Raw genomic sequence first — 20,012 nt, 5'->3', positions numbered from 1 at the left:
CGTGGTCGATCATGGCGCAGGTACGCCGGTCGCCACAGTGCCGGCGTCGTCCGTCTCACCGCCGTTGGTGCCAGGGTCGTCGGTGCCGCCGGCGTCGGTGCCGCCGGCGGTCACGGTGAACAGTTCCTGCCCGGTCGTGACCTGGGCGCCGGGGACCACGGCGACGGCGCTGACGGTGCCGTCGTGCGGCGCCGTCAGCGTCACCTCCATCTTCATGGCTTCGAGCACGCCGAGGTGCGTCCCTCTGGTGACGACCTGTCCCGGGAGGACGACGACGTCCAGGACGAGGCCGGGCATCGGTGCACGGACGAGGTCCTCGGTGGGCGCGGCGTGTTCCGGGGCCAGGCTGCCGGCAGGCCGGATCGTGTAGTTCTGGCCGTGCAGGCAGACGACGGCGGCCCCCTGGTCGAGCTCGTACGTCACCTCGTGCACGACGCCGTCGATCTCCAGCCGGGCGCGGCCCGGCGGGGCGAGCATAGGGCGCACGGTCGCGACCCGGGCGCCGCCCGCTCCGACGTGTTCTCCCGGGCCGGACCGGCCGGCGTCTCGAGGGCGGACGTCCTCCACGTGCACCTCGCGTGCGCGCCGGTCGACCCGGACCGCGCGCCGATCCCCGCCCACGGCGAAGGTGCGGACGACCGGGGCCGCCGGTCCACCGTCGCGCCAGCCGTCTCCCGCCACGAACGGGTGCGCAGGAGGCGTACCGTCGGCCAGCAGCCACCCCGCCACGACAAGTGCGAGGTCGGATGACTCAGCCGGGAAGGGTGCGTCGGCGCGGTCCAGCCAGGCCGTGTCGAGCTCCGCTGCGGTGAACTCGGGGCTCGCGACCAGGCGGCGCAGGAACCCGAGGTTCGTGGTGAGCCCGACGACTGCGGAGTCGTCGATCGCCTCGACGAGCCGGCGGCGGGCGGCCTCGCGCGTCGGTGCGTGGGTGATGATCTTGGCGAGCATCGGGTCGTACCAGGTGCCGACCTGCTGACCGCTGGCGAGGGCTTCGTCGACCCGTGCCCGCGTGGACCAGCGCACCGTCCGGGCGGACCCGGCCTGCGGCAGGAACTGGGCGTCCGGGTCCTCGGCGTAGACGCGGGCCTCGATGGCGTGCCCGGTGACCGTGACCTGGTCCTGGGTGAACGACAGGGCCTCGCCCTGGGCGATGCGGAGCTGCTCGGCGACCAGGTCGATACCGGTGACGAACTCCGTCACGGGGTGCTCGACCTGGAGCCGGGTGTTCATCTCGAGGAAGTACGCCTCCTCGCCCTGTACCTGGAACTCCACGGTGCCCGCATTCACGTATCCGACCTCGGTCGCGAGCCGGATCGCGGCGCTCGTCACACTCTCCCGCACGGCGGCGCTGATGGTCGGCGCCGGGGCCTCCTCGACGACCTTCTGGTGACGTCGCTGCACCGAGCAATCCCGGTCGAACAGGTGCAGCACGTTGCCATGGGAGTCCGCGAGCACCTGGACCTCGATGTGGCGGCCGTGCTCGACGTAGCGCTCGATGAGCATCGAGTCGTCGCCGAACGCTGCCTTCGCCTCGCGGCGAGCGGCGGCGAGGGCCGCGGGCAGCGCGGACGCATCACGGACGATCCGCATGCCCTTGCCGCCCCCGCCCGAGACGGCCTTGACCAGGAGCGGGAAGCCGATCTCGGCGCGCGCGGCGGCCATGAGCGCCTCGTCGTCGGCGCCCTCGACCGCGGGCAGCATCGGCACACCGGCCGTCGCGGCGATCCGACGCGCCTCGTCCTTGCGGCCCATCAGGTCGATCACCTCGGGCGAGGGGCCTACGAACACCAGACCCGCGTCGCGGCAGGCTGCCGCGAACTCGGCGCGTTCGGAGAGGAAGCCGTAGCCGGGGTGCACCGCGTCGGCTCCGGATCGGGCGGCGGCGTCGATCAGGGCGGGGATCGACAGGTAGGACTCGGCAGCTGGTGGCGGGCCCAGCCTGACCGCGGTGTCGGCGACGCGCACGTGCGGTGCGTCTCGGTCCGCGTCGGAGTAGACCGCAACGGTCCGAAGCCCGGCCTCGCGGGCGGCGCGCAGGACCCGCACCGCGATCTCGCCCCGGTTGGCGACCAGGAGGGTTCCGAAACTCATGCGCGCCTCACATGCGGAAGATGCCGTAGCGAGGCTCCGGAATCGGGGCGTTCGCGGCCGCGGCCAGCCCCATCCCGAGGACCCGACGGGTGTCGAGCGGATCGATGATGCCGTCGTCCCAGAGGCGCGCCGTCGAGTAGTAGGGCGAGCCCTGCCGCTCGTACTGCTCGTGGATGCCGGCGACGAACTCCGCCTCCTCCTCGGCCGGCCACTCGCCGCCGCGCGCCGCGATGCCGTCGCGACGGACGGTGGCCAGCACGGACGCGGCCTGCTCGCCGCCCATCACCGAGATGCGGGCGTTCGGCCACATCCACAGGAAGCGCGGGTCGAAGGCGCGTCCGGCCATGCCGTAGTTGCCGGCCCCGAAGGAGCCTCCGATCACGACGGTGAACTTCGGTACGACGGAGCAGGCGACGGCGGTGACAAGTTTCGCGCCGTCCTTGGCGATGCCACCGCGTTCGTACTCGCGCCCGACCATGAAGCCGCTGATGTTCTGGAGGAACACGAGGGGGATGCCACGCTGGTTGCACAGCTCGATGAAGTGCGCGCCCTTCAGCGCCGATTCGCTGAACAGGATCCCGTTGTTGGCCACGACGCCGACCGGGAAGCCCCACACGTGCGCGAAGCCACAGACCAGGCTCTGCCCGTAGAGCTCCTTGAACTCGGCGAACCGGGAGCCGTCGACGATCCGGGTGATGACCTCACGGACGTCGTAGGAGACGCGGGGATCGGTCGGGACGAGGTCGAGCAGGGCTGCCGGGTCCTTCGCCGGTTCCTCGACGGCGATCTGCTGGATCGACGGGTCCGCCGGGCGCTCGAAGGTCGCCACGATCCGCCGCACGATGGCGACGGCGTCCTCATCGTCCTCGGCGAGGTGGTCCACGACGCCGGAGACCCGGGCGTGCACGTCGCCGCCGCCGAGCTCCTCGGCGGTCACGACCTCGCCGGTCGCCGCCTTCACGAGCGGCGGCCCGGCCAGGAAGATCGTGCCCTGGTTCCGCACGATCACCGACTCGTCGGACATCGCGGGTACATAGGCCCCGCCCGCGGTGCACGAGCCCATCACGGCGGCGATCTGGGGGATGCCACGCGAGGAGAGGCTGGCCTGGTTGAAGAAGATCCGGCCGAAGTGGTCCCGGTCGGGGAAGACCTCATCCTGGAATGGCAGGTAGGCGCCGCCCGAGTCGACCAGGTAGATGCACGGCAGTCGGTTCGCCGCCGCGATCTCCTGGGCGCGCAGATGCTTCTTGACGGTCACCGGGTAGTAGGTGCCGCCCTTGACGGTCGCGTCGTTCGCCACGATGACGCAGGTCCGCCCGGACACCTGGCCGAGGCCGGTGACGATCCCGGCAGAGGGGACCTCGCCGCCGTACAGGTCATAGGCAGCGAGGGGCGAGAGCTCGAGGAACGGAGAACCCGGGTCGAGGAGTCGGTCGATCCGGTCGCGGACCAGCAGCTTGCCCCGAGCGAGGTGCCGCTCGCGGGAGGACTCGCTGCCGCCCGTCCGGACCGTGGCCAGGCGGTCGCGCAACTCGGCGGTGAGTGACGAGAGCGTCGTGACCGGACCGGCCTTCGCCATGACGGCACTCCTGTCGCGAGTTAGCAATCGATAACGTCGACGTTAGCAGTCGCTAACTTCCGCGTCTAGACTCCCGAGCATGAGCGAGTCTGCGGGATCCGCCGCCGGGTCCGGTGCCGTGGTTGCCGGGTCCCGACGCGAGGAGATCCTCGCCGCGGCTGCGGACCTCTTCGCCCGACACGGCTTCCGAGGCGTCTCCATCTACGACATCGGCGCAGCGGTCGGAATCTCCGGGCCTGCTCTGTACCGGCACTTCCGGAGCAAGGGTGCCCTCCTCAGCGAGATGCTGGTCTCGATCAGCGCCACCCTGCTGTCCGAGGGCAGACGGCGCTCCGAGGCAGCCGAGGACCCGACCGCCGCGCTTGCTGCCCTGGTCGACTGGCACATCGAGTTCGCTCTGGATCATCTCCCGCTGATCACCATCCAGTACCGGGACCTCGACAGCCTGGCCGAGGCGGAGCGCGACGAGGTCCGCCGGTTGCAACGGGAGTACGTCGAGATCTGGGTCCGGCTGATCCGCGAGCTGTACCCCGAGGTCGAGGAGCGCACCGCGAGGTCGGGGGCGCACGCCGTGTTCGGGCTGATCAACTCGACGCCGCACAGTGCCAGGCTGGCCCGGGCCGACATGGAAGCCCTGCTGCGCACCATGGCTCTCGCGGCGCTGGCGGGCGTGGCGACGACCGTCCAGGGGTGATGTCCAGAACAGGAGGTCGGTCAGCCGCGGTGTCAGCTCCGGGCGCGGGCCCACCGGCGGGCGTGGGCACGGGCACGCCGGCGGGCGTGCCGGCGCCTCATGGCCCGGGGCCGATGCGCTCACCGTCGGGGGTGTAGAAGGCCCACTCGTTGCCCTGCCAGATCATGGCGATCTGGTGGGTGTCCACGAAGCGGTGATGGTAGAAGCACAGCAGCGCGCCGTTGGGCAGGTCGGTGTTCCCGCCGGCGGCCCAGTGGACGTTGGAGTGGTGACCCTCGCACATGGCCGGAGGGGCCTTGCAGCCGGGGTAGGTGCAGTGCCGGTCGCGTGCGATCATTGCGCGGCGCTGGGCGGAGGTGAAGCGGCGGTGGGCCCTGCCGGTGTTGATCACGGCGGAGTCGGGTCCGAAGATGACGCGGTAGATCTCGCCACCGCAGGCGATCCTGCGCAGCACGGAGGGTGGAACGGGCCCGGTGCCGTCGGCCCAGGTGGCCGGTGGTTGGGACAGGATCGCCCGCCAGTCCACGTGCTCGAGGGCTTTGAGGTTGGTCAGACCGCCGGTGCCGGGCCGCAGGGGTGGGAGGTCACGGCCGAACACGGGCCGCGCGTCGCAGGCATCGGGGTCGGCTGCGCGGGCCCAGTCGGGGATGTCGGAGGCGGGCACGGACGTGGCGTCGCCGCCTGCCCAACCGTGCATGGCGCTGGTGGCGACGATGTGTTCGAACTCCGGTGCGCTGATCAGCACGCCCATGTGTGGCCGCACGGACTGGCCCTTGCCGGCAAGGCCCTGGTTGAGGATCAGCTGGGCACCGTCGGCGAGGGCCTGGGCGCGGCGCTGGCTGGCGCTACGGGTGTCTCCTGCGGCTGGGACGGGCGTGAGCGCGGCCAGTGTCTGCTTGACCAGTTGGCCGTGCTCCTCGGTCAGGAACCCGGAGAGGTGGAACCCACCGGTGGTCGAGGCCAGGTCGAAGAACTCGCGTTCGCAGGCCTCCTTGTAGCCGCGTTCGTCGGACTCGGCGTCGGAGAGCGCGGCGAAGTACTTGCAGACCACGCGCAGGTCCTCGAAGGACCCGGTACTCGCCAGGTGCAGGATCACCGACTCCGCGGTCGCGTCCTCGTCGAGGACCGCCTCGCCGGCAGCACCGGATTGCGTAGGCGCACCCGAACCCGTCGGGTCGGCCTCGGCCGTCTCGCCAGGTTGGCTCGGGTCGGCGTCGCCGGGTTGGCTCGGGTCGGCGTCGCCGGGTTGGCTCGGCTCGGCGTCGCCGGGCCGGCTGAGGCCGCGCGCGGGGAGTCGGAGGGCCGCGCGGCGGGCGGCACTGGAGGCGGCGACGGTGGCGATCAGCCCGGCCTGCTCGACGCCCAGCTCCCCGCGTCGGAGGGCCTCGCGGGCCTCGGGCAGGTCGTTGCTCAGCCGCTCGGCGAGCCGGACCTCGCGTGAGGCCCGAGCGAAGGACATCTTGTGGGTGCGGGCCACGTGCTGGGTGTAGGTACGCACGCGCCCGGACAGGTCCCACATGCCCTCGGCCTTCTCCGCCGCAAGCCAGTCCAACCGCCGCCCGGTCAGGATCTCGATGTCCCGGTGCGCCCGCACGCTCGCCTCACCCAAGGCCCGGCCGGTGTGTTCGTGCTGCTCGTCGAGCCGGTCCACATCGGCCAGAGCGGCCGTGACGGCGTCGAGGACGAAGAGTCGATCGTCGAGAGAGCCGGCCAGCAGCTCGGACAGGTCGGCGTCACGCCGAGGGTCGGAGGCGACGTCGACCGGCCGGACACCGTCCTCCTCCGGGCGCCCTTCGCCGGGTGTGTGTCCCGTGGTCCAGTCCATCGATCGTCACCTCCCATCCGTCGAACGTACGTGCGATCAATGGCAACGTTACGCGTCGGATCAGAGGTTGCAAGGGTCTGTCAAGCCGATGTGGACGACCGGGCATCAGGCGCGCCGGACGGGACCTCGGCCCTTGAGAAGGGTGCCGCGATGACACTCCATCCACAGCCTGAGCTGGCCCGTCCGGCGATCCACAGCCGGTGGCGTGGGCTCAGTGGTCGTGTCCGGCCGACCCGGCCCCGCCCGACCCGGCCCCGCCCGGCCCGCCGCCGGCCGACGTCCCCTCCGGCGGCTGCGCCACCTCACCCGGTGCCAGCACCACGAACTGCCCCATCAGGCCCTCGTCCTCGTGTCGGAGCAGGTGGCAGTGGTACATGTACGGCATCGCGGGATCGGTGTACTCCTCGAACCGCATCACCAGCCGGTAGGTCCGCTGCGGCTCGGTGTAGATGGTGTCCTTGCGCCCGGCCAGCTCCGGCGGCGGGGCGTCGCCGTCGATGTCCACGATCTCGAACTGCACGTCGTGCACATGGAAGTTGTGCGGCGACAGGTCCTGGTTGCGGACCTCCCAGATCTCGGTCGTGTCCACGTACACGGACTCGTCGATCCGCCCCATGTCCATCAGCTGCCCGTTGATCTCCCGGTCCTGCAGCTCGAAGGACCGGGTCGTGGTGGCCGTCGCCGCGTCCAGCCCGAACTCCGTGAACACCGCCGCCGGCTCCCCGGACGGCGCGAGCGACTCGGCCGCCCGGAGCCGCAGCACGTCGAACTCGTCGTTCCCGCCGACGGCGAACGGCACCACCACCCGCCCGAGTTCCGGTTTGAAGGAGTGCAGCATCGTCTCGGTGCCCGGCTCCATCCGGACCAGGATCTCGGCGCGCTCGGCAGGCGAGAGGCGGATCCGGTCCAGTTCCACGGGCGCCCGCAGCAGTCCGCCGTCGGTGGCGACGAGCGTGAACGACCGGTCGTCGAACCCGAACGAGTACGTCCGCGCCGTCGAGCCGTTCAGGATCCGCAGCCGGACGATCTCGGTGGTGACGTCGAGGACCGCCCCGATCGTGCCGTTCACCAAGACCGTCGACCCGAGCAGCCCCACCTCGTTGCCGCCGTCATCGATGGTGAGTTCGCCGTCGTCGAAGCTCTTGTCCTGGACGATCACCGGGATGTCGTCCACCCCGTACTCGCTCGGGAGTCCGGCCGCCTCGGTCTCGCCGTCGTCGAGCAGGAACAGGCCGGCCAGGCCCTTGTAGACGTGCTGCTCGGTGCGGCCGTGCGGGTGCGGGTGGTACCAGAGCGTGGCGCCGGGCTGGTTGATCGTCCACTCCGGGCGCCAGGTCTGGCCGGGCTCGACGCTCTGGTGCGGCCCGCCGTCCATCGCGGCCGGCAGGTGCATGCCGTGCCAGTGCACGCTCGTGCTCTCCGGCAGGGAGTTCGTGACCTCGACGGCGACCCGCTCGCCGCGCTCGGCCCGCAGCGTGGGGCCGAGGAAGTCCCCGTTGAAGCCCCAGGTGGCGGTCGTCGCCTCGTCGAGGAACCGGGAGGTCCCCTCCCGCGCCTCCAGGGTGAACACGCGGGTGCCGTCCGCGGCCACGGTGGACTCGGCCAGCGGCGGGATCGTCAGCGGCCGGTCGAACGCCGACGGCTCGGTGACAGGGCTGACGCTCGCGCCGCAGGCGGCCAGGCTGCCGGCCGCGACGACCGCCGGTGCCCCGGCGGCAAGGAGCAACAGGGTCCGACGGCGCAGGCTCCGTCGGTCGGGTGCGCTCGCCTCGGTCGGTGTGGCGGCTTCTGCCTCCCGACGGCGCGGGCTGCGTCCGGACGGCGTGTTCGCCTCGGTCGGTGTGGCGGTCTCAGCCGCCCGACGGCGCGGGCTCCGTCCGGCCGGCGTGTTCACCCCGGTCAATGCGGGGGTCTCAGCCGCCCGACGGCGCAGCCCCGCTCGGTCCGGCGTGGTCGCCCCGGTCATCGCGTCAGTCTCTGCAGGCCGAGGGCGATCAGGCCGGTCACGGCGCCGAACAGGGTCTGCGTCGCGAGGATCGGGATCGCCGCGAACGGGAGCGCGGTCAGGCCGCTGCCCAGCCCTGCGGGGGAGAGCAGGACGTCGACGCCGACGGTGATGACGCCGGCAGCGAGCCCGGCGAGCGTCAGCGTCGCCAGCGGCCGGGCGACCCGGGCGAGCAGGACCACCAGGATCCAGGCGAGCGCGATGACCGAGCGCACCGCGATGGCGCGTTCGGGCCCGCCGAACTGGTCCGCGATCGGCGTGGCCGCGGTCAGCGGCCAGAGCAGGGTCAGGGCGCCGAGGCCGATGATGAGCGCCCAGGACAGCGGCGCCGTGGCGGGCCCCTGATCACCGGGCTGCGCAGGGCCGGTCCGGCCGGGGCTCGTGGCTGTGCCGGACTGCCCGGCGCCGACCCAGCCGGAGCCCGTGGGCGCTCCGGCGTGCGGGGTGCCGGCCTGGTCGGCGTGTGTCGGCGTGATCGGCGTGGGCATGTTCGGCGTGGGCGTGGGCGTGGGCGTGTGCGGCGTGTGCGGTGCGGCCTGCTGCGGCCCGCCGGTGTTCGTGGGCATCGCGTCCGCGGTCGGCGCCTGGTACGGCGCCGGCGCAGTGGCGCCGGGGGTGTGTCGTTCGGGCTCTGTCGTCATGCCCTCGACGCTAGGAACTCGCGGCCCTGCGCACATCGGCCCGCGGGCGCGTGCGGCCGTCGCACGTTGTTGGCCGTCGGTGTCGCCTCCAGGCGACACCGATCCGCGACCGATGCGGGATGTCCCCCAGGGGGACTTCTTCCTAGGGTGGGGTCCATGCGAACCGGCAGGCCGACCGGCGACGTGGACCCCCGGGTCCTCGACGTGCTCCTCGGCGTCGGCATCGCGATGGGCGTCGCGCTCGTGATCCTGGCCGATCCGGGCCGGATCGACCCGGCCCCCGCCCCGGCTGCCGCGTACCTGTTCGCCGTCGGCTTCGGCCTGCTGATGGCGGGCCGACGGCGGTATCCACGGCTGGTCCTGGTGCTCACCGTCGTCGGCATCTTCGTCTACTACGCCATCGGCTTCCCGCCGATCGGGATCGCGCTGCCCGCCTCCGCTGCGCTGTACTCCGCCGCCGAGCAGGGCCATACCTGGTGGGCCGTCGTGCTGAGTGCCCTGCTGACCGGCGTGGCCGCCTACTTCCGCATCGCCGAGGGCCAGCCGACGGCGTACCTGCTCGGGTACGAGCTCCTCACCAACGTCGCCCTGGTCGCCGCCGCGATCGCGCTCGGGGTGAGCGTGCGAGCGCGGCGGCAGGCACGGGCCCAGGCCGAGCGCATCGCGGCGCTCACCAGCGCCGAGCAGCAGCACCGCACCGATCAGCGGCTGCAGACCGAACGGGTGCAGATCGCCCGGGACATCCATGACGTCGTTGGCCACACGCTGTCCGTGGTCGCCGTGCACGCGAACGTCGCGGACGAGGCGATCGGCCACGACGACGCGGCGGCGCACCGGGCAGTGGCCCAGATCCGGGCGACCACGGCGCAGACCATGGGGGAGTTGCGGGCGACCGTCCGGCTGCTTCGCGACCCCGGCACGGTCGCCCCCGGACTGGCCGGGTTGGCCCGGCTCACCGATCCCGCACGCGAGGCCGGACTGACGGTCGAGACCACCGTCGACGTCTCGAACGGCGCCCTCTCGGGGGCGATCGATGCCGCCGCGTACCGGATCGTCCAGGAGTCCCTGACGAACGTGCTCCGGCACGCGCACGCGCAGCGGGTCGAGATCGGCGCTCGGGTCACCGACGGCACGCTGCACCTCGACGTGATCGACGACGGCGTCGGTTCCGTTCCCGCGCAAGCGGCCGGGAGCGGTGGACACGGCATCGCCGGGATGGCCGAGCGGGCCACCCTGCTCGGCGGCACCCTGACCGCGGGCCCGCGCGAGGGTGGCGGGTTCGCCGTTCGGGCGCTGCTACCTGCGAGGCTGGACCGATGACGGTGCCCGCCCGCGATCCCGCGCCGATCCGCGTCCTCATGGCCGACGACTCCACCCTGGTCCGCGCGGGCCTGCTCGCGCTCGCCACCCACGAGGGCGACATCGAGGTCGTCGCCCAGGCCGGCAACGGGCGTGAGGCGCTCGCCGAGGCCCGCCGCACCCACCCCGACGTCGTCCTCATGGATCTACGGATGCCCGAGATGGACGGGATCGAGGCGACCGCCGCCATCGGAGCCGACCCAGGCCTGGCCGACGTCCGCGTGCTCGTGCTGACCACGTTCGACGAGGACTCCGACATCCTCGAGGCGATCCGCGCCGGGGCGAGCGGCTACCTGCTCAAGGACGTTGCGCCGTCGGAGCTGCGGTCCGCGATCCGCAGGGTCGCCGCGGGGGAGGCGACACTCTCCCCGGCGGTGGCGCGGACGCTGATGCGCCAGGTCGCGGACGCCCCGGTGCAGCGGACCGCTCCCGGCGTGCTCGACTCCCTCACCGAGCGGGAGCGGGAGGTGCTCACGCTGATCGGCCGTGGGCGGTCGAACCAGGAGGTGGCGGCGGAACTGTTCCTCAGCCCGGCCACCGCCCGCACGTACGCGAGCCGGTTGCTGAGCAAGCTGCACGCGCGCGACCGCGCCCAGCTCGTGGTGCTCGCCTACGAGTCCGGCCTGGTCAGCCCGGGCTGGGACTGAGTTCGAGGGCCGGGCGGGGCTGCCTCGTCGGGACGACCGGGCTACGGGTCGATGTCACCGTCGACGTAGACCCAGCGCCCGGCCCGCCGCGTGAAGGTGCTCCGCTCGTGCAGCTCGCCCGGACCCGCGACGGTGGAGTACCTGGCCCGGAACTCGACGACGCCGTCACGGTCGTCCGGCCCGCCGGCGTCGGTGGCCACGATCGTCAGGCCGAGCCAGGTCAACCCGGCCGTGGGCTCGATTTCCGCGGGCCGGGTGCGCGGGTGCCAGGTCCGGAACACGTGGTCCAGGGCCCCGACGGCGTACCCGCAGTACCGGGACCGCATCAGTTCCTCCGCGGTGCTCGCGTACCGCTCCTGCCGGTGCAGTGGGCCGCAACAGGCGTCGTAGGCCGCGCCGCTCCCGCACGAGCAGGCCCGTTCGAGACTCACCCGCTCGAGTCCCTGCCGCGGTGCTCGGCGCTGCCGAACCCTTCGCGCAGGAACGCGAGCAGGGCGTCGGGCAGCCCGGCCAGGGCCGTCGCCGCGGAGTCGACATGCACCGAGGTGGCGCCGTTCCAGTCGCTCAGCTCGACCCTTCCCTCGACCACCCAGTGCGTGCCGATCTGCTCGCGATCGACCACCACGCCGTAGCGCCTCGCCTCGAGCGGGGTGCCACCGGGTGGGGTGACGGTCTCGGTGCCCTGCCGCTCGAGCGTGGCCCGATCGGCGCCGCCGACCGGGTCGGAGTCATCGAGGCGGATGTAGCGCACGGCCGGCTCACCGGAGGCGATCAGGTCCGCGAGCAGCACGAACTCCCCGTAGCTCGGCATCGTGTCCGCGTCCAGGCCCGCGCTCACCCGGTCCACGTTCGAGTGCCGTCCATCCGGCTCGGACCGGAACGTCGCGGACTCCCACGTGCGCGCGCCGTGGGCGAACCGGATCACGGACTCGGCGCGGTAGTGGGCGCCGCCGGCGAGCGGGAACGCGACCCGGGTCCGCAGGACCAGGTCGTCGAAGGTGCGGTGCAAGGCGCCGTCGGGCGCCTCGGGCGAACTCGCGGTCCCCGAGCGGAAGGTCTCCCAGCGGTCCATGCACCCAACCTGCCAGACCCCTACGCCTCCAGCCACCCGCCGTCGTGCACGAGCAGCGCGATCTGGGTGCGGTTGCCCACCCCGAGCTTGGTCAGGACCGTCGAGACGTACGCCTTCACGGTGGCCACCGACAGGAACAGCGCGCCCGCGATCTCCGCGTTCGTGGCGCCGCGGGCGATCTCGCGGGCCACCTCCGCCTCCCGCTCGCTGAGCCGGTCCAGTCGCTTGCGGGCGGACTCCCGGGGGCCGACCTCGCCGACCGTGCGGGCGATGAGATGCCGGGTGACCTCGGGCGAGAGCACCGCGTCGCCGTCGGCCACCCTGGCCAGCGCGGTCACGATCTCGGCGGGCGGCGTGTCCTTGAGCAGGTACCCGCTCGCGCCGGCCCGCAAGGCCCCGACGATCTCGGCATCGGTGTGGAACGTCGTCAGCACGACGACCTCCGGCGCGTCGGAGGCCGAGCGCAGCCGCTCGGTCGCGGTGATCCCGTCCACCCGCGGCATCCGCAGGTCCATGAGGACCACGTCGCAGGGATGCGCGGCGAGGGCATCGGGGACCTCGTCGCCGTCGCCCGCCTCGCCGACCACCCGCACCGTGGTCCCGGCCGCGGTGGTGCCGTCGAGCATCATGGTCAGCCCGGCCCGGACGAGTGCGTCGTCGTCCACCAGCAGGACCCGGAGCGTGCGCTCCGGCCCTGATCCCTGCGTTCCTGGCTGCGCGCTGTGGGTCACCGTGGCCATGGTAGCCAGGCGACGACCCGAAAACCCTGGGCGTGCGGCCCGTGGGTGAGCCGGCCGTGCGCGAGGTCGACCCGCTCGGCCAGGCCGATCAGGCCGGCCGAGGAGCCCACGAGCGTCGCGTCGGCGGACCGGGTCGCGGCGTCGTTGCTGACCTCGATGTTCAGGCCCTCGCCCGGCTCGCCGGCCACGCGCACCCGCACCGGGGCGCCGGGTGCGTGCTTGCGGGCGTTCGTCAGGGCCTCCTGCACGATCCGGTAGCCGGTCCGTGCACTTGCACCGGGCAGGCTCGTCGGGTCCGCGTAGCCGGCGGAGTAGGCGATGTCCATGCCCGAGGCGCGCGCCGTGGCGATCAGCCGCCCGATCTCGGGCACGTCGGGCTGCGGCCGGGGCCGGTCGGGTCCGTCGCCGTCGGGCAGGCGGAGCACGCCGATCACCTCACGGAGGTCCTCGAGGGCCTCGTGGGTGCCCGTGCGCAGCACCCCGGCGGCCCGGGCGACCTGCTCGGGCGGGGCGTCCGGCCGGTACTCCAGCGCACCTGCGTACGTGGCCAGCAGCGATAGCCGGTGGGCCAGCACGTCATGCATCTCCCGGGCGATCCGGGACCGCTCGGCGAGCCGGGCCTCGTCCGCGTGCCGATCCCGGTCCGCCTCGGCGAGGGCGGCCCGCTCCAGCAGGGATCTGATCAGCTGCTCGCGGGAGCGGAACAGGGCGCCGACGCCGAGCAGAGCCGCGTGCGCGGCGGCGTCGAGGAGCACGAACCAGAAGGTGTCGATACCCGGCATCGGCCGCCACAGGAACTGCACGAGGTTGGCGCCGAACCCGATCACGGCGATCCCGACGGCGTCCGGCAGCGGGGCGTTCCGGGCCACGTAGTACGTGCCCATGGTGGACCCGGTGGTCGCGATCGGGGACAACGTCGCCAACAGGGCGAGCGCGGCGGCGCCCGGCACCGGCCGGCGCGCCAGCAGCGGCACGCACAACACCGACGCCACGGCGACGCCGACGTCCAGGACCACGAACGCCGTCGACGACGCGTTCGAGATCATGCTCACCAGGGTCAGGCCGGCCAGCGCAGCCAGCCCGACCATCATCACGGCCGTGACCTCCCGCGGCGGACGCCGCGGATCGACGGCGCAGACATCGTGCAGTGTCCTCATGGCCTTCAGCGTAGGAATCGGCGGGCCGCGGCGGATACGGCCGAAGGTCGGTACCCCTCCCGCCCGACGGCCGGGCCCGGGTGGACCCACGGCCGGTACCGGCGGCGCCCCGCTGGCGCGACGGTGGAACCGGTGGCCGCACCGTGCGGCACCGACGTCACCGAAGGAGTGATCCGAGATGAGCACCACGACCTCGCCCCCAGCCACCACCGCAACATCCAGGATGTCGACCTCGGCGCGCCGGCTGCGCCGGACCCTCGCGGTCGGGGTCGCCACCGCCGTCGGGGTGGGCACCTGGCTGATCGCGGTGCCCGGCCGCGGCGTGGACCTGTCGGTGACCATGGCCGAGGCGACCACGCAGATCGGACTCGGCTCGGTCATCGTCGCGTGCGTGGTCGCCGGCCTCGCCGGATGGGGCTCCCTTGCCCTGCTCGAGCGGCTGACGGCGGGCGCCCCGAAGCTCTGGGTCCTGATCGCCGTCGCGTTCACCGTGGTCTCCCTGCTCGGCCCGGTCGGGCAGGCGCAGTCGCTGGAGGCTGCCCTCACCCTCGGCGCCATGCACCTGGGCGTCGGCGCCGCGCTGATCGGGCTGCTGCCGGTGCGCGGAGCCACCCGGACGAACCGCGGGAGGTGACCGGTGCTGACCGTGCGGGCGGACGTGGGTCCGCACTGTCACGCGCGTCCGGGTGCGTTCCTGCGGCCCGCGGCGGCCATGAGCCGTAGCAGGACACCCGGCCGGGCGTCGCCAGGTGGACGACCGTTGAATGCGCGTGTAGCATCCTGAACGTGCGTTCAACCACGACCGGTTCGGACCGGTCCGTAGATGACCTGACCGCCCGCGCTCGCATCCGCGACGCGGCGGTCAGGCGTTTCGCGACCGACGGACTCACCGCACCGTTGCGGACCATCGCGGCCGACGCAGGGGTCAGCCCGGGCCTGATCCTGCACCACTTCGGCTCCCGGGACGGGTTGCGTGAGGCGTGCGACCAGTTCGTGCTGGACGAGATGTTCCGAGCCGATGATGAACTGCTGCGTGACGGCGGCGCGAGCACGGCGGCGGCGTGGCTGTCCGGCCTCGGTCAGCACAGTGCCATGGTCGGCTACATGCTGCGCCTCCTGCAGCACGGCGGACCGGTGCTGACCGCGTTCGTGGACAGGATGGTCGCCGCCACCGCGGACTACCTCGAGGCCGGGGTGGCGGACGGTTCGATCCGGCCGAGCCTGGCGCCGAAGGCCCGGGCGCGGTACGTCGTCGAGTCCAGTCTCGGCGCCCTGCTGCTCCGGATGCCGGCGGCCCGGGACCGTCTCGATCTGGACGCGCTCGCGGGCCTCCTGCAGGCCTACACCGAGGAGATCACGGTGCCGAGCCTCGAGCTCTACACCGAGGGCCTGCTCGTCGACCGCAGCCTGCTGGACGCGTTCGCCGCCAGCCTGCCGGGCGAGTCCCCGGCCACCGAACCGGAAGATGGAAGGTAGACAGATGACCGCGATCCGCACCGAGAACCTCGTCAAGACGTTCGGCACCACTCGCGCGCTCGACGGGTTCGATCTGACGGTCGAGACCGGGCAGGTGGCCGGCTTCCTCGGCCCGAACGGCGCGGGGAAGTCGACCACGATCCGGGTCCTGCTCGGCATGCTGCGCGCGGACTCGGGCACTGCGACCGTGCTCGGCATGGACCCCTTCCGCGACGCCGTCGCCGTGCACCGCCGCCTCGCCTACGTGGCCGGTGACGTGAGCCTGTGGCCGAACCTGACCGGAGGCGAGGTCGTCGACCTGCTCACCCGGATCCACTCCGGGTCGGCACGGCGCGATGCCCGCCGGTCCGACCTCCTCGAACGGTTCGAGCTGGACCCCACGAAGAAGGCACGCACGTACTCCAAGGGGAACCGGCAGAAGGTCGCGCTCGTGGCCGCCCTGTGCACGGACGCCGAGCTGTACCTGTTCGACGAGCCCACCTCCGGGCTGGACCCGCTGATGGAGGCCGTCTTCACCGACGAGGTCCGCGCCCTGCGCGAGGCAGGGCGCACCGTGCTGCTGTCCAGCCACATCCTGGCGGAGGTGGAGAAGCTCTGTGACACCGTCACGATCATCCGCTCCGGCCGCGCGGTCGAGACCGGCACGCTCGCCGACCTGCGTCACCTGACCCGTTCGTCGGTGACCGCGTCGACGGCAGCGGATCCGGCCCGCCTGGCCGGTCTGCCCGGCGTGCACGACCTCGTAGCAGAGGACTCACGGCTGCGGTTCGACGTCGACGACGCCCACATCGGCGCCGTACTGGCCGTGCTGACCGAGGCGGGCGTGTCGCACCTGACCGTCGCACCGCCGTCGCTCGAGGAACTGTTCATGCGCCACTACGGCGACGAGACCGTCGAAGCGCGGGTCTGAGCCATGACCGCGACCACGGTCACCGACCACCGCCACGCCGCACACCGCGCGCCCCGCGGGCAGCGCCGGGGAGGGACGTCGGTGCGCGAACCGTGGGCCGGTACCGGGGACCTGCTGCGGCTGGCCCTGCGGCGCGACCGGGTCCGCATCCTCATCTGGTTCGTCGCGATCGTCGGGACCGTCGCGGCCACCGTGCCCGCGCTCGAGGTCGCCTATCCGGACGAGGCGGCCCGGCAGGCCCGCGCGGCTCTGCTCACGAACCCGTCCGCGGTCATGATGACCGGGCCCGCGTTCGGCCTCGAGGACTACACGCTCGGCGCGATGGTCGCCAACGAGCTGAGTCTGAGCCTGTTCGTGGCGGTCGCGGTGATGAGCATCCTGCTCACCGTCCGGCACACCCGGTCCGAGGAGGAGTCGGGCCGGACCGAGCTCCTGCGCGGACTGCCCGTCGGGCACTACGCGCCGGCGACGGCGGCCCTCGTCCATGTCGCCGCGGTGAACGCCGTGATCGGGGCCGGGACGGCGCTCGCGCTGCTCGGCAGTGGCCTGGCGGCCGCGAGCAGCCTCGCGATGGGACTGGCGACGGCGGTCACCGGACTCGTGTTCGGCGCCGTCGCCTCGGTCACGACCCAGGTGACCGCGCACGCCCGGGCCGCGACCGGGATGGCGATGGTGGTCCTCGCGGCCGCCTTCCTGGCTCGTGGCGTCGGCGACGTGATCGACGCGCAGGGGTCCTGGCTGTCCTGGCTCTCGCCGCTCGCGTGGGCCCAGCAGACCCGGCTCTTCGTCGACCTGCGCTGGTGGCCGCTTGGGCTCTCGCTCGCGCTGACGGTCGTCCTGCTCGCGGTGTCCGTGCGGCTCGCGCGGCACCGGGATCTCGGCGCCGGCCTGCGCCCGGAGCGTGGCGGCCGGGCGGTCGCGAGCCGTGGGCTCCTGAGCGGACCCGGCCTCGCCCTTCGGCTGCTGCGCGGCACGATCATCGGCTGGGCGATCGGCCTGGTGCTGATGGGGATCACGTTCGGCAGCCTCGCGAACTCGCTCGAGGACATGCTCGCGGAGGTCCCGGACCTCGGTGCCTGGATCGGGATCGGCAGCGGCGACCTGATCGACGCGTTCGCGGCCGCGATGCTGTCCTACCTCATCTTCGGGGTCGGGGCGTTCGCCGTCGGGGCGGTGCTGCGGCTGCGGACGGAGGAGGAGGCCGGGCGCGGTGAGGGCGTGCTGGCCACCGGAGCGTCCCGGCTCGGCTGGGTCGCGAGCTGGTTCGGCGTCGTCATGGTGGCGGCCATCGTGATGCTGGTGCTGTCCGGGTTCGGTCTCGGCCTCGGCGTGCAGGCCGCGACCGGGTCCGCCGACGCCACGGTGCGGCTCGTCGGGGCCGCGCTGGCGTACCTGCCCGCCGTGCTGGTGATGGCCGGCCTGGCGCTCGCGCTGTTCGGTCTGGTGCCGGCGTTCGCCGGGCTGGCCTGGGCCGGCGTGGCGTGGGTCGTCTTCGTTGGCTGGGTGGGCGCCCTGCTCAACCTGCCCGGCGTGCTCGTCGGCCTCTCGCCGGTGGACCGCACGCCCACGGTGCCGGTCGAGGCGGCCGACGCCGGTCCTCTCCTCGCGCTCACGGCGATCGGTGCGGTGCTGACCGTCGCCGGCCTGCTCGGGGTCCGCCGTCGGGACATCCGCTCGAACTAGTGCCCGACGGCGGTCGCGGCGTTCGCGGGGCCGGCCGCGCTTCGGACGTGCCCGGCCAACGACAGCAGTGCGCCGACTCCGGCCCAGAGGCCGAGCGCGAGCCAGGCCGCGCCGGCGTCCGCCGCCGGGAAGTAGGACACATCACGCAGCAGGGTGCCGCTCGCGCCGGGCGGGAACCACTGGCCGATCGCGCCCCAGTGCCACGGGAGGAACTCGGGCGGGACGGCCACGCCGGAGATCGGGTTCGCGACGAGCATCATGAGCACGACCCCGAGGGCGACCCCCCGCGCGACCCAGGAGCGCGACGAACCCGGTGATCGGGGCCGCGATCGCGGCGAGGGCGAGGGCGATCACGCCGGCGTTGAGCCACCAGTCGCCCTGGAGTGAGCCGAACCAACTCTGCAGGACGCCGGTGAGCAGGAGGCCGCCCGCGCCGGCGTAGGCGACGACCGCGACGACGCGGCGCAGCGGGCCCGCGACGCCGAGCGAGATCGCGACGCCCCCGGCCAGGCCGCCGAGCACGAGCGGGAGGTGAGGACCTCAGGCTGCTCACCGATGACCACGGCGCCGTAGACCTCACGGGCCTCGACGGCCGCCACGGCGGCCTCCCGGTCGATCACGGGGATCAGCTCGAGGGCGCCGGGCTGGGCCTCGTCGGCCGTGGCACGCAGCGCGCGCTGCTGGAGGACTTCGACCCGGACGCCTACCTCGCCGCGGCGGAGGCGATCCTGCCCCACTGACCCGACGGCACCGTTCGTCGCCGGCTTGCTCGGGCGCCGTCGTCGGAAGGTCCGCTCGGCAGTGCGCCGCCGTGCCCGGCGCTCCCCGTCGGTGCTCGCCTCCGGACCCGGCCGCCCTCTACGGTGGGAGCGGGCGCCGCGGACTCCGGTGTCGTGAGGCTCGGCGCCGAGGCCGGTCCCGAATGTCGAGAGCGAGGACGTGCGGGTCATGAGGCAGCAGGAGCAGGCCTTCCGCCCGCGGCAGCGCGGAGCGGCGGTGACCGCGTTCATCTGCGCCGTCGTGCTGACCCTCGCCTGCGTGGTGGAGGCGGGCCTCGCGAACTGGGTGTCGGGCCGGTCGATTCCGCGGCCCCGCTCGGACGGCGCCCTGGAGTTCCTGCGCGCGCACGACGAACTACTCCTGGCCATCGGTGGCCTGTACCTGATCGCGGCCGGCGCCCTGTTGGTGTTCGGTCTGGTGGTCCCGCGCGCGGTGCCGTCCGAGCGGCGGCTCGGGCTGGCCCACCTCGCCGCCGTGGCGGGCCTGGCGATCGCGGCCGGCGCTGGGCTCGCCCTGGCGTTCTCCGGCGCGATGGGCAGCGAGCGTGCGGTGCACCTGCTGCACTCGACGCTCACCGTGGTCGGCGGCCCGGTGCACGTGGCGACGCTCGGCCTGTACGTCCTGGCGTTGTCCCGGTCGCGGGCCTACGCGCCGCCCGAACGGGTTTTCGGCGTGGTCGCCGCCGTGGTGTCGGTGATGGGGCTGCTCGCGCTCCCGATCGTGCCGTGGGGCATCGTGGCCACGGGCGGGCGCATCCTCTGCCTGGTGTGGCTGCTGATCACCACGAACCGGCTGGCGCTGCGCAGCCCCTACTGAGCGGTCGAGCTCGCGGGCGTCGACCCGCGAACTACAGCGCCTTCGCGAAGCAGCGCGAGTCCTCGGAGTCCTCGTACGGCTCGTAGTTGTCGATGATCCGGTAGCCCTCGGAGGAGTAGAGCCCGATGGCCTCCTCGAGCAGGACTCCGGTCTCCAGAACGAGTTGAGTGACCTTGCGCTGCACGGCGATCGCCTCGAGCTCGCGCAGGATCACCTTGGCCAGGCCCTTGCGGCGCTGCTCGGGCACCACGTACATCCGGTTCAACTCGGCGGTACCTGCCTGGAACGCAGGCGCCGGATCGCGCAGAACTCCGCAGCCCACGGCCACGCCGGCGTCGTCGCGGACCAGCAGGCCGACGGACACCGTTCCCGGTTCGAGGGGCTGCGCGGCCATCTCGTCGCCGTACCGCTCGATCACCTCGGCCTCCTGCGCGGTCACGAGCCGCTGCAGGTCGTTGTCGGTCCATTCGACGCGTACCAACGTGGTCATGTCCTACCTCCGCGGGGAATCGGGGTCACCGAGCGACCGGATGC

19 protein-coding genes are annotated in these 20,012 nt (G+C 73.0%); 8 read left to right on the top strand and 11 right to left on the bottom strand.

Annotated elements, in window-relative coordinates; all coding sequences use genetic code 11:
- Positions 1-9 precede the first annotated feature (9 nt).
- A complete protein-coding gene (locus tag GKS42_RS25215; RefSeq protein WP_154796337.1) occupies positions 10-2,094 on the bottom strand; it encodes an ATP-binding protein in 2,085 nt (694 codons plus the stop codon).
- Positions 2,095-2,101: 7 nt separating this feature from the next.
- Positions 2,102-3,673, bottom strand: coding sequence for a carboxyl transferase domain-containing protein (locus tag GKS42_RS25210; protein WP_154796336.1), 1,572 nt, complete (start codon positions 3,671-3,673; stop codon positions 2,102-2,104).
- A 79-nt stretch (positions 3,674-3,752) separates the two neighbouring features.
- Here GKS42_RS25210 and GKS42_RS25205 point away from each other — a divergent pair, with 79 nt between their 5' ends.
- Positions 3,753-4,367, top strand: a complete 615-nt coding sequence (locus tag GKS42_RS25205; RefSeq protein WP_154796335.1) for an SACE_7040 family transcriptional regulator — start codon at positions 3,753-3,755, stop codon at positions 4,365-4,367.
- 97 nt (positions 4,368-4,464) lie between these two features.
- Here GKS42_RS25205 and GKS42_RS25200 read toward each other — a convergent pair whose 3' ends face one another.
- The 3 genes from GKS42_RS25200 to GKS42_RS25190 all read right to left on the bottom strand — a co-directional run bounded on the left by GKS42_RS25200 (position 4,465) and on the right by GKS42_RS25190 (position 8,838).
- The gene (locus GKS42_RS25200; RefSeq protein WP_154796334.1) at positions 4,465-6,192 is read right to left on the bottom strand and encodes an HNH endonuclease signature motif containing protein; all 1,728 of its coding nucleotides are present in this window, start codon (positions 6,190-6,192) and stop codon (positions 4,465-4,467) included.
- Positions 6,193-6,403: 211 nt separating this feature from the next.
- The gene (locus GKS42_RS25195; RefSeq protein ID WP_154796333.1) at positions 6,404-8,158 is read right to left on the bottom strand and encodes a multicopper oxidase family protein; all 1,755 of its coding nucleotides are present in this window, start codon (positions 8,156-8,158) and stop codon (positions 6,404-6,406) included.
- Positions 8,155-8,838: a hypothetical protein gene (locus tag GKS42_RS25190; RefSeq protein ID WP_154796332.1), complete on the bottom strand. Its 684-nt coding sequence runs from the start codon at positions 8,836-8,838 to the stop codon at positions 8,155-8,157. The genes GKS42_RS25195 and GKS42_RS25190 overlap by 4 nt, the downstream gene beginning before the upstream one ends.
- Positions 8,839-8,994: 156 nt before the next feature.
- Here GKS42_RS25190 and GKS42_RS25185 point away from each other — a divergent pair, with 156 nt between their 5' ends.
- Both GKS42_RS25185 and GKS42_RS25180 read left to right on the top strand, forming a co-directional pair.
- Positions 8,995-10,158, top strand: a complete 1,164-nt coding sequence (locus GKS42_RS25185) for a sensor histidine kinase (protein ID WP_154796331.1) — start codon at positions 8,995-8,997, stop codon at positions 10,156-10,158.
- A complete protein-coding gene (locus tag GKS42_RS25180; protein ID WP_154796330.1) occupies positions 10,155-10,844 on the top strand; it encodes a response regulator in 690 nt (229 codons plus the stop codon). The genes GKS42_RS25185 and GKS42_RS25180 overlap by 4 nt, the downstream gene beginning before the upstream one ends.
- A 41-nt stretch (positions 10,845-10,885) precedes the next feature.
- On the opposite strand, the gene GKS42_RS25175 is transcribed toward GKS42_RS25180, so the two are convergent.
- From GKS42_RS25175 to GKS42_RS25160, 4 genes are read right to left on the bottom strand one after another with little or no spacing between them, the layout of a single operon-like run.
- Positions 10,886-11,275, bottom strand: coding sequence for a YchJ family protein (locus tag GKS42_RS25175; RefSeq protein ID WP_154796329.1), 390 nt, complete (start codon positions 11,273-11,275; stop codon positions 10,886-10,888).
- Positions 11,272-11,916 (bottom strand): hypothetical protein, encoded by a 645-nt coding sequence (locus GKS42_RS25170; protein ID WP_154796328.1) that lies wholly within the window; start codon positions 11,914-11,916, stop codon positions 11,272-11,274. The genes GKS42_RS25175 and GKS42_RS25170 overlap by 4 nt, the downstream gene beginning before the upstream one ends.
- 20 nt (positions 11,917-11,936) lie before the next feature.
- Positions 11,937-12,656, bottom strand: a complete 720-nt coding sequence (locus GKS42_RS25165; protein ID WP_210769268.1) for a response regulator transcription factor — start codon at positions 12,654-12,656, stop codon at positions 11,937-11,939.
- Positions 12,644-13,813, bottom strand: a complete 1,170-nt coding sequence (locus GKS42_RS25160) for a sensor histidine kinase (RefSeq protein ID WP_154796326.1) — start codon at positions 13,811-13,813, stop codon at positions 12,644-12,646. Before GKS42_RS25160 ends, GKS42_RS25165 begins: the two co-directional genes overlap by 13 nt.
- A 178-nt stretch (positions 13,814-13,991) precedes the next feature.
- Between GKS42_RS25160 and GKS42_RS25155 the strand changes: the two genes are divergently transcribed.
- From GKS42_RS25155 to GKS42_RS25140, 4 genes are all read left to right on the top strand, one after another.
- The gene (locus tag GKS42_RS25155) at positions 13,992-14,447 is read left to right on the top strand and encodes a DUF6069 family protein (RefSeq protein WP_154796325.1); all 456 of its coding nucleotides are present in this window, start codon (positions 13,992-13,994) and stop codon (positions 14,445-14,447) included.
- A gap of 152 nt (positions 14,448-14,599) precedes the next feature.
- On the top strand, positions 14,600-15,289 hold the full coding sequence (locus GKS42_RS25150; protein ID WP_232847840.1) for a TetR/AcrR family transcriptional regulator: 690 nt from the start codon (positions 14,600-14,602) through the stop codon (positions 15,287-15,289).
- A 4-nt stretch (positions 15,290-15,293) separates the two neighbouring features.
- Entirely contained in the window at positions 15,294-16,199 is a 906-nt protein-coding gene (locus tag GKS42_RS25145; RefSeq protein ID WP_232847839.1) for an ABC transporter ATP-binding protein, read from the top strand.
- 3 nt (positions 16,200-16,202) lie between these two features.
- Entirely contained in the window at positions 16,203-17,882 is a 1,680-nt protein-coding gene (locus tag GKS42_RS25140; protein ID WP_232847838.1) for an ABC transporter permease, read from the top strand.
- Here GKS42_RS25140 and GKS42_RS25135 read toward each other — a convergent pair.
- Positions 17,879-18,142: a hypothetical protein gene (locus GKS42_RS25135; protein WP_154796323.1), complete on the bottom strand. Its 264-nt coding sequence runs from the start codon at positions 18,140-18,142 to the stop codon at positions 17,879-17,881. The two genes, GKS42_RS25140 and GKS42_RS25135, sit on opposite strands and share 4 nt — an antisense overlap.
- Before the next feature lie 688 nt (positions 18,143-18,830).
- Here GKS42_RS25135 and GKS42_RS25130 point away from each other — a divergent pair.
- Entirely contained in the window at positions 18,831-19,478 is a 648-nt protein-coding gene (locus tag GKS42_RS25130) for a hypothetical protein (RefSeq protein WP_154796322.1), read from the top strand.
- Between the two features lie 31 nt (positions 19,479-19,509).
- Here GKS42_RS25130 and GKS42_RS25125 read toward each other — a convergent pair whose 3' ends face one another.
- Positions 19,510-19,968: a GNAT family N-acetyltransferase gene (locus GKS42_RS25125; protein WP_154796321.1), complete on the bottom strand. Its 459-nt coding sequence runs from the start codon at positions 19,966-19,968 to the stop codon at positions 19,510-19,512.
- Between the last annotated feature and the right edge of the window lie 44 nt (positions 19,969-20,012).

Origin of the sequence: Occultella kanbiaonis (assembly GCF_009708215.1) — a bacterium.
Taxonomy (GTDB): domain Bacteria; phylum Actinomycetota; class Actinomycetes; order Actinomycetales; family Beutenbergiaceae; genus Occultella; species Occultella kanbiaonis.
This window is presented reverse-complemented; position numbering and strand designations above follow the sequence as displayed.

Excerpts from the sequence above, each read along its gene's own strand:
- GKS42_RS25215 (WP_154796337.1), bottom strand. The coding sequence starts at position 2,094 with ATGAGTTTCGGAACCCTCCTGGTCGCCAACCGGGGCGAGATCGCGGTG.
- GKS42_RS25210 (WP_154796336.1), bottom strand. The coding sequence starts at position 3,673 with ATGGCGAAGGCCGGTCCGGTCACGACGCTCTCGTCACTCACCGCCGAG.
- GKS42_RS25205 (WP_154796335.1), top strand. The coding sequence starts at position 3,753 with ATGAGCGAGTCTGCGGGATCCGCCGCCGGGTCCGGTGCCGTGGTTGCC.
- GKS42_RS25200 (WP_154796334.1), bottom strand. The coding sequence starts at position 6,192 with ATGGACTGGACCACGGGACACACACCCGGCGAAGGGCGCCCGGAGGAG.
- GKS42_RS25195 (WP_154796333.1), bottom strand. The coding sequence starts at position 8,158 with ATGACCGGGGCGACCACGCCGGACCGAGCGGGGCTGCGCCGTCGGGCG.
- GKS42_RS25190 (WP_154796332.1), bottom strand. The coding sequence starts at position 8,838 with ATGACGACAGAGCCCGAACGACACACCCCCGGCGCCACTGCGCCGGCG.
- GKS42_RS25185 (WP_154796331.1), top strand. The coding sequence starts at position 8,995 with ATGCGAACCGGCAGGCCGACCGGCGACGTGGACCCCCGGGTCCTCGAC.
- GKS42_RS25180 (WP_154796330.1), top strand. The coding sequence starts at position 10,155 with ATGACGGTGCCCGCCCGCGATCCCGCGCCGATCCGCGTCCTCATGGCC.
- GKS42_RS25170 (WP_154796328.1), bottom strand. The coding sequence starts at position 11,916 with ATGGACCGCTGGGAGACCTTCCGCTCGGGGACCGCGAGTTCGCCCGAG.
- GKS42_RS25165 (WP_210769268.1), bottom strand. The coding sequence starts at position 12,656 with ATGGCCACGGTGACCCACAGCGCGCAGCCAGGAACGCAGGGATCAGGG.
- GKS42_RS25160 (WP_154796326.1), bottom strand. The coding sequence starts at position 13,813 with ATGAGGACACTGCACGATGTCTGCGCCGTCGATCCGCGGCGTCCGCCG.
- GKS42_RS25155 (WP_154796325.1), top strand. The coding sequence starts at position 13,992 with ATGAGCACCACGACCTCGCCCCCAGCCACCACCGCAACATCCAGGATG.
- GKS42_RS25145 (WP_232847839.1), top strand. The coding sequence starts at position 15,294 with ATGACCGCGATCCGCACCGAGAACCTCGTCAAGACGTTCGGCACCACT.
- GKS42_RS25140 (WP_232847838.1), top strand. The coding sequence starts at position 16,203 with ATGACCGCGACCACGGTCACCGACCACCGCCACGCCGCACACCGCGCG.
- GKS42_RS25135 (WP_154796323.1), bottom strand. The coding sequence starts at position 18,142 with ATGATGCTCGTCGCGAACCCGATCTCCGGCGTGGCCGTCCCGCCCGAG.
- GKS42_RS25130 (WP_154796322.1), top strand. The coding sequence starts at position 18,831 with ATGAGGCAGCAGGAGCAGGCCTTCCGCCCGCGGCAGCGCGGAGCGGCG.
- GKS42_RS25125 (WP_154796321.1), bottom strand. The coding sequence starts at position 19,968 with ATGACCACGTTGGTACGCGTCGAATGGACCGACAACGACCTGCAGCGG.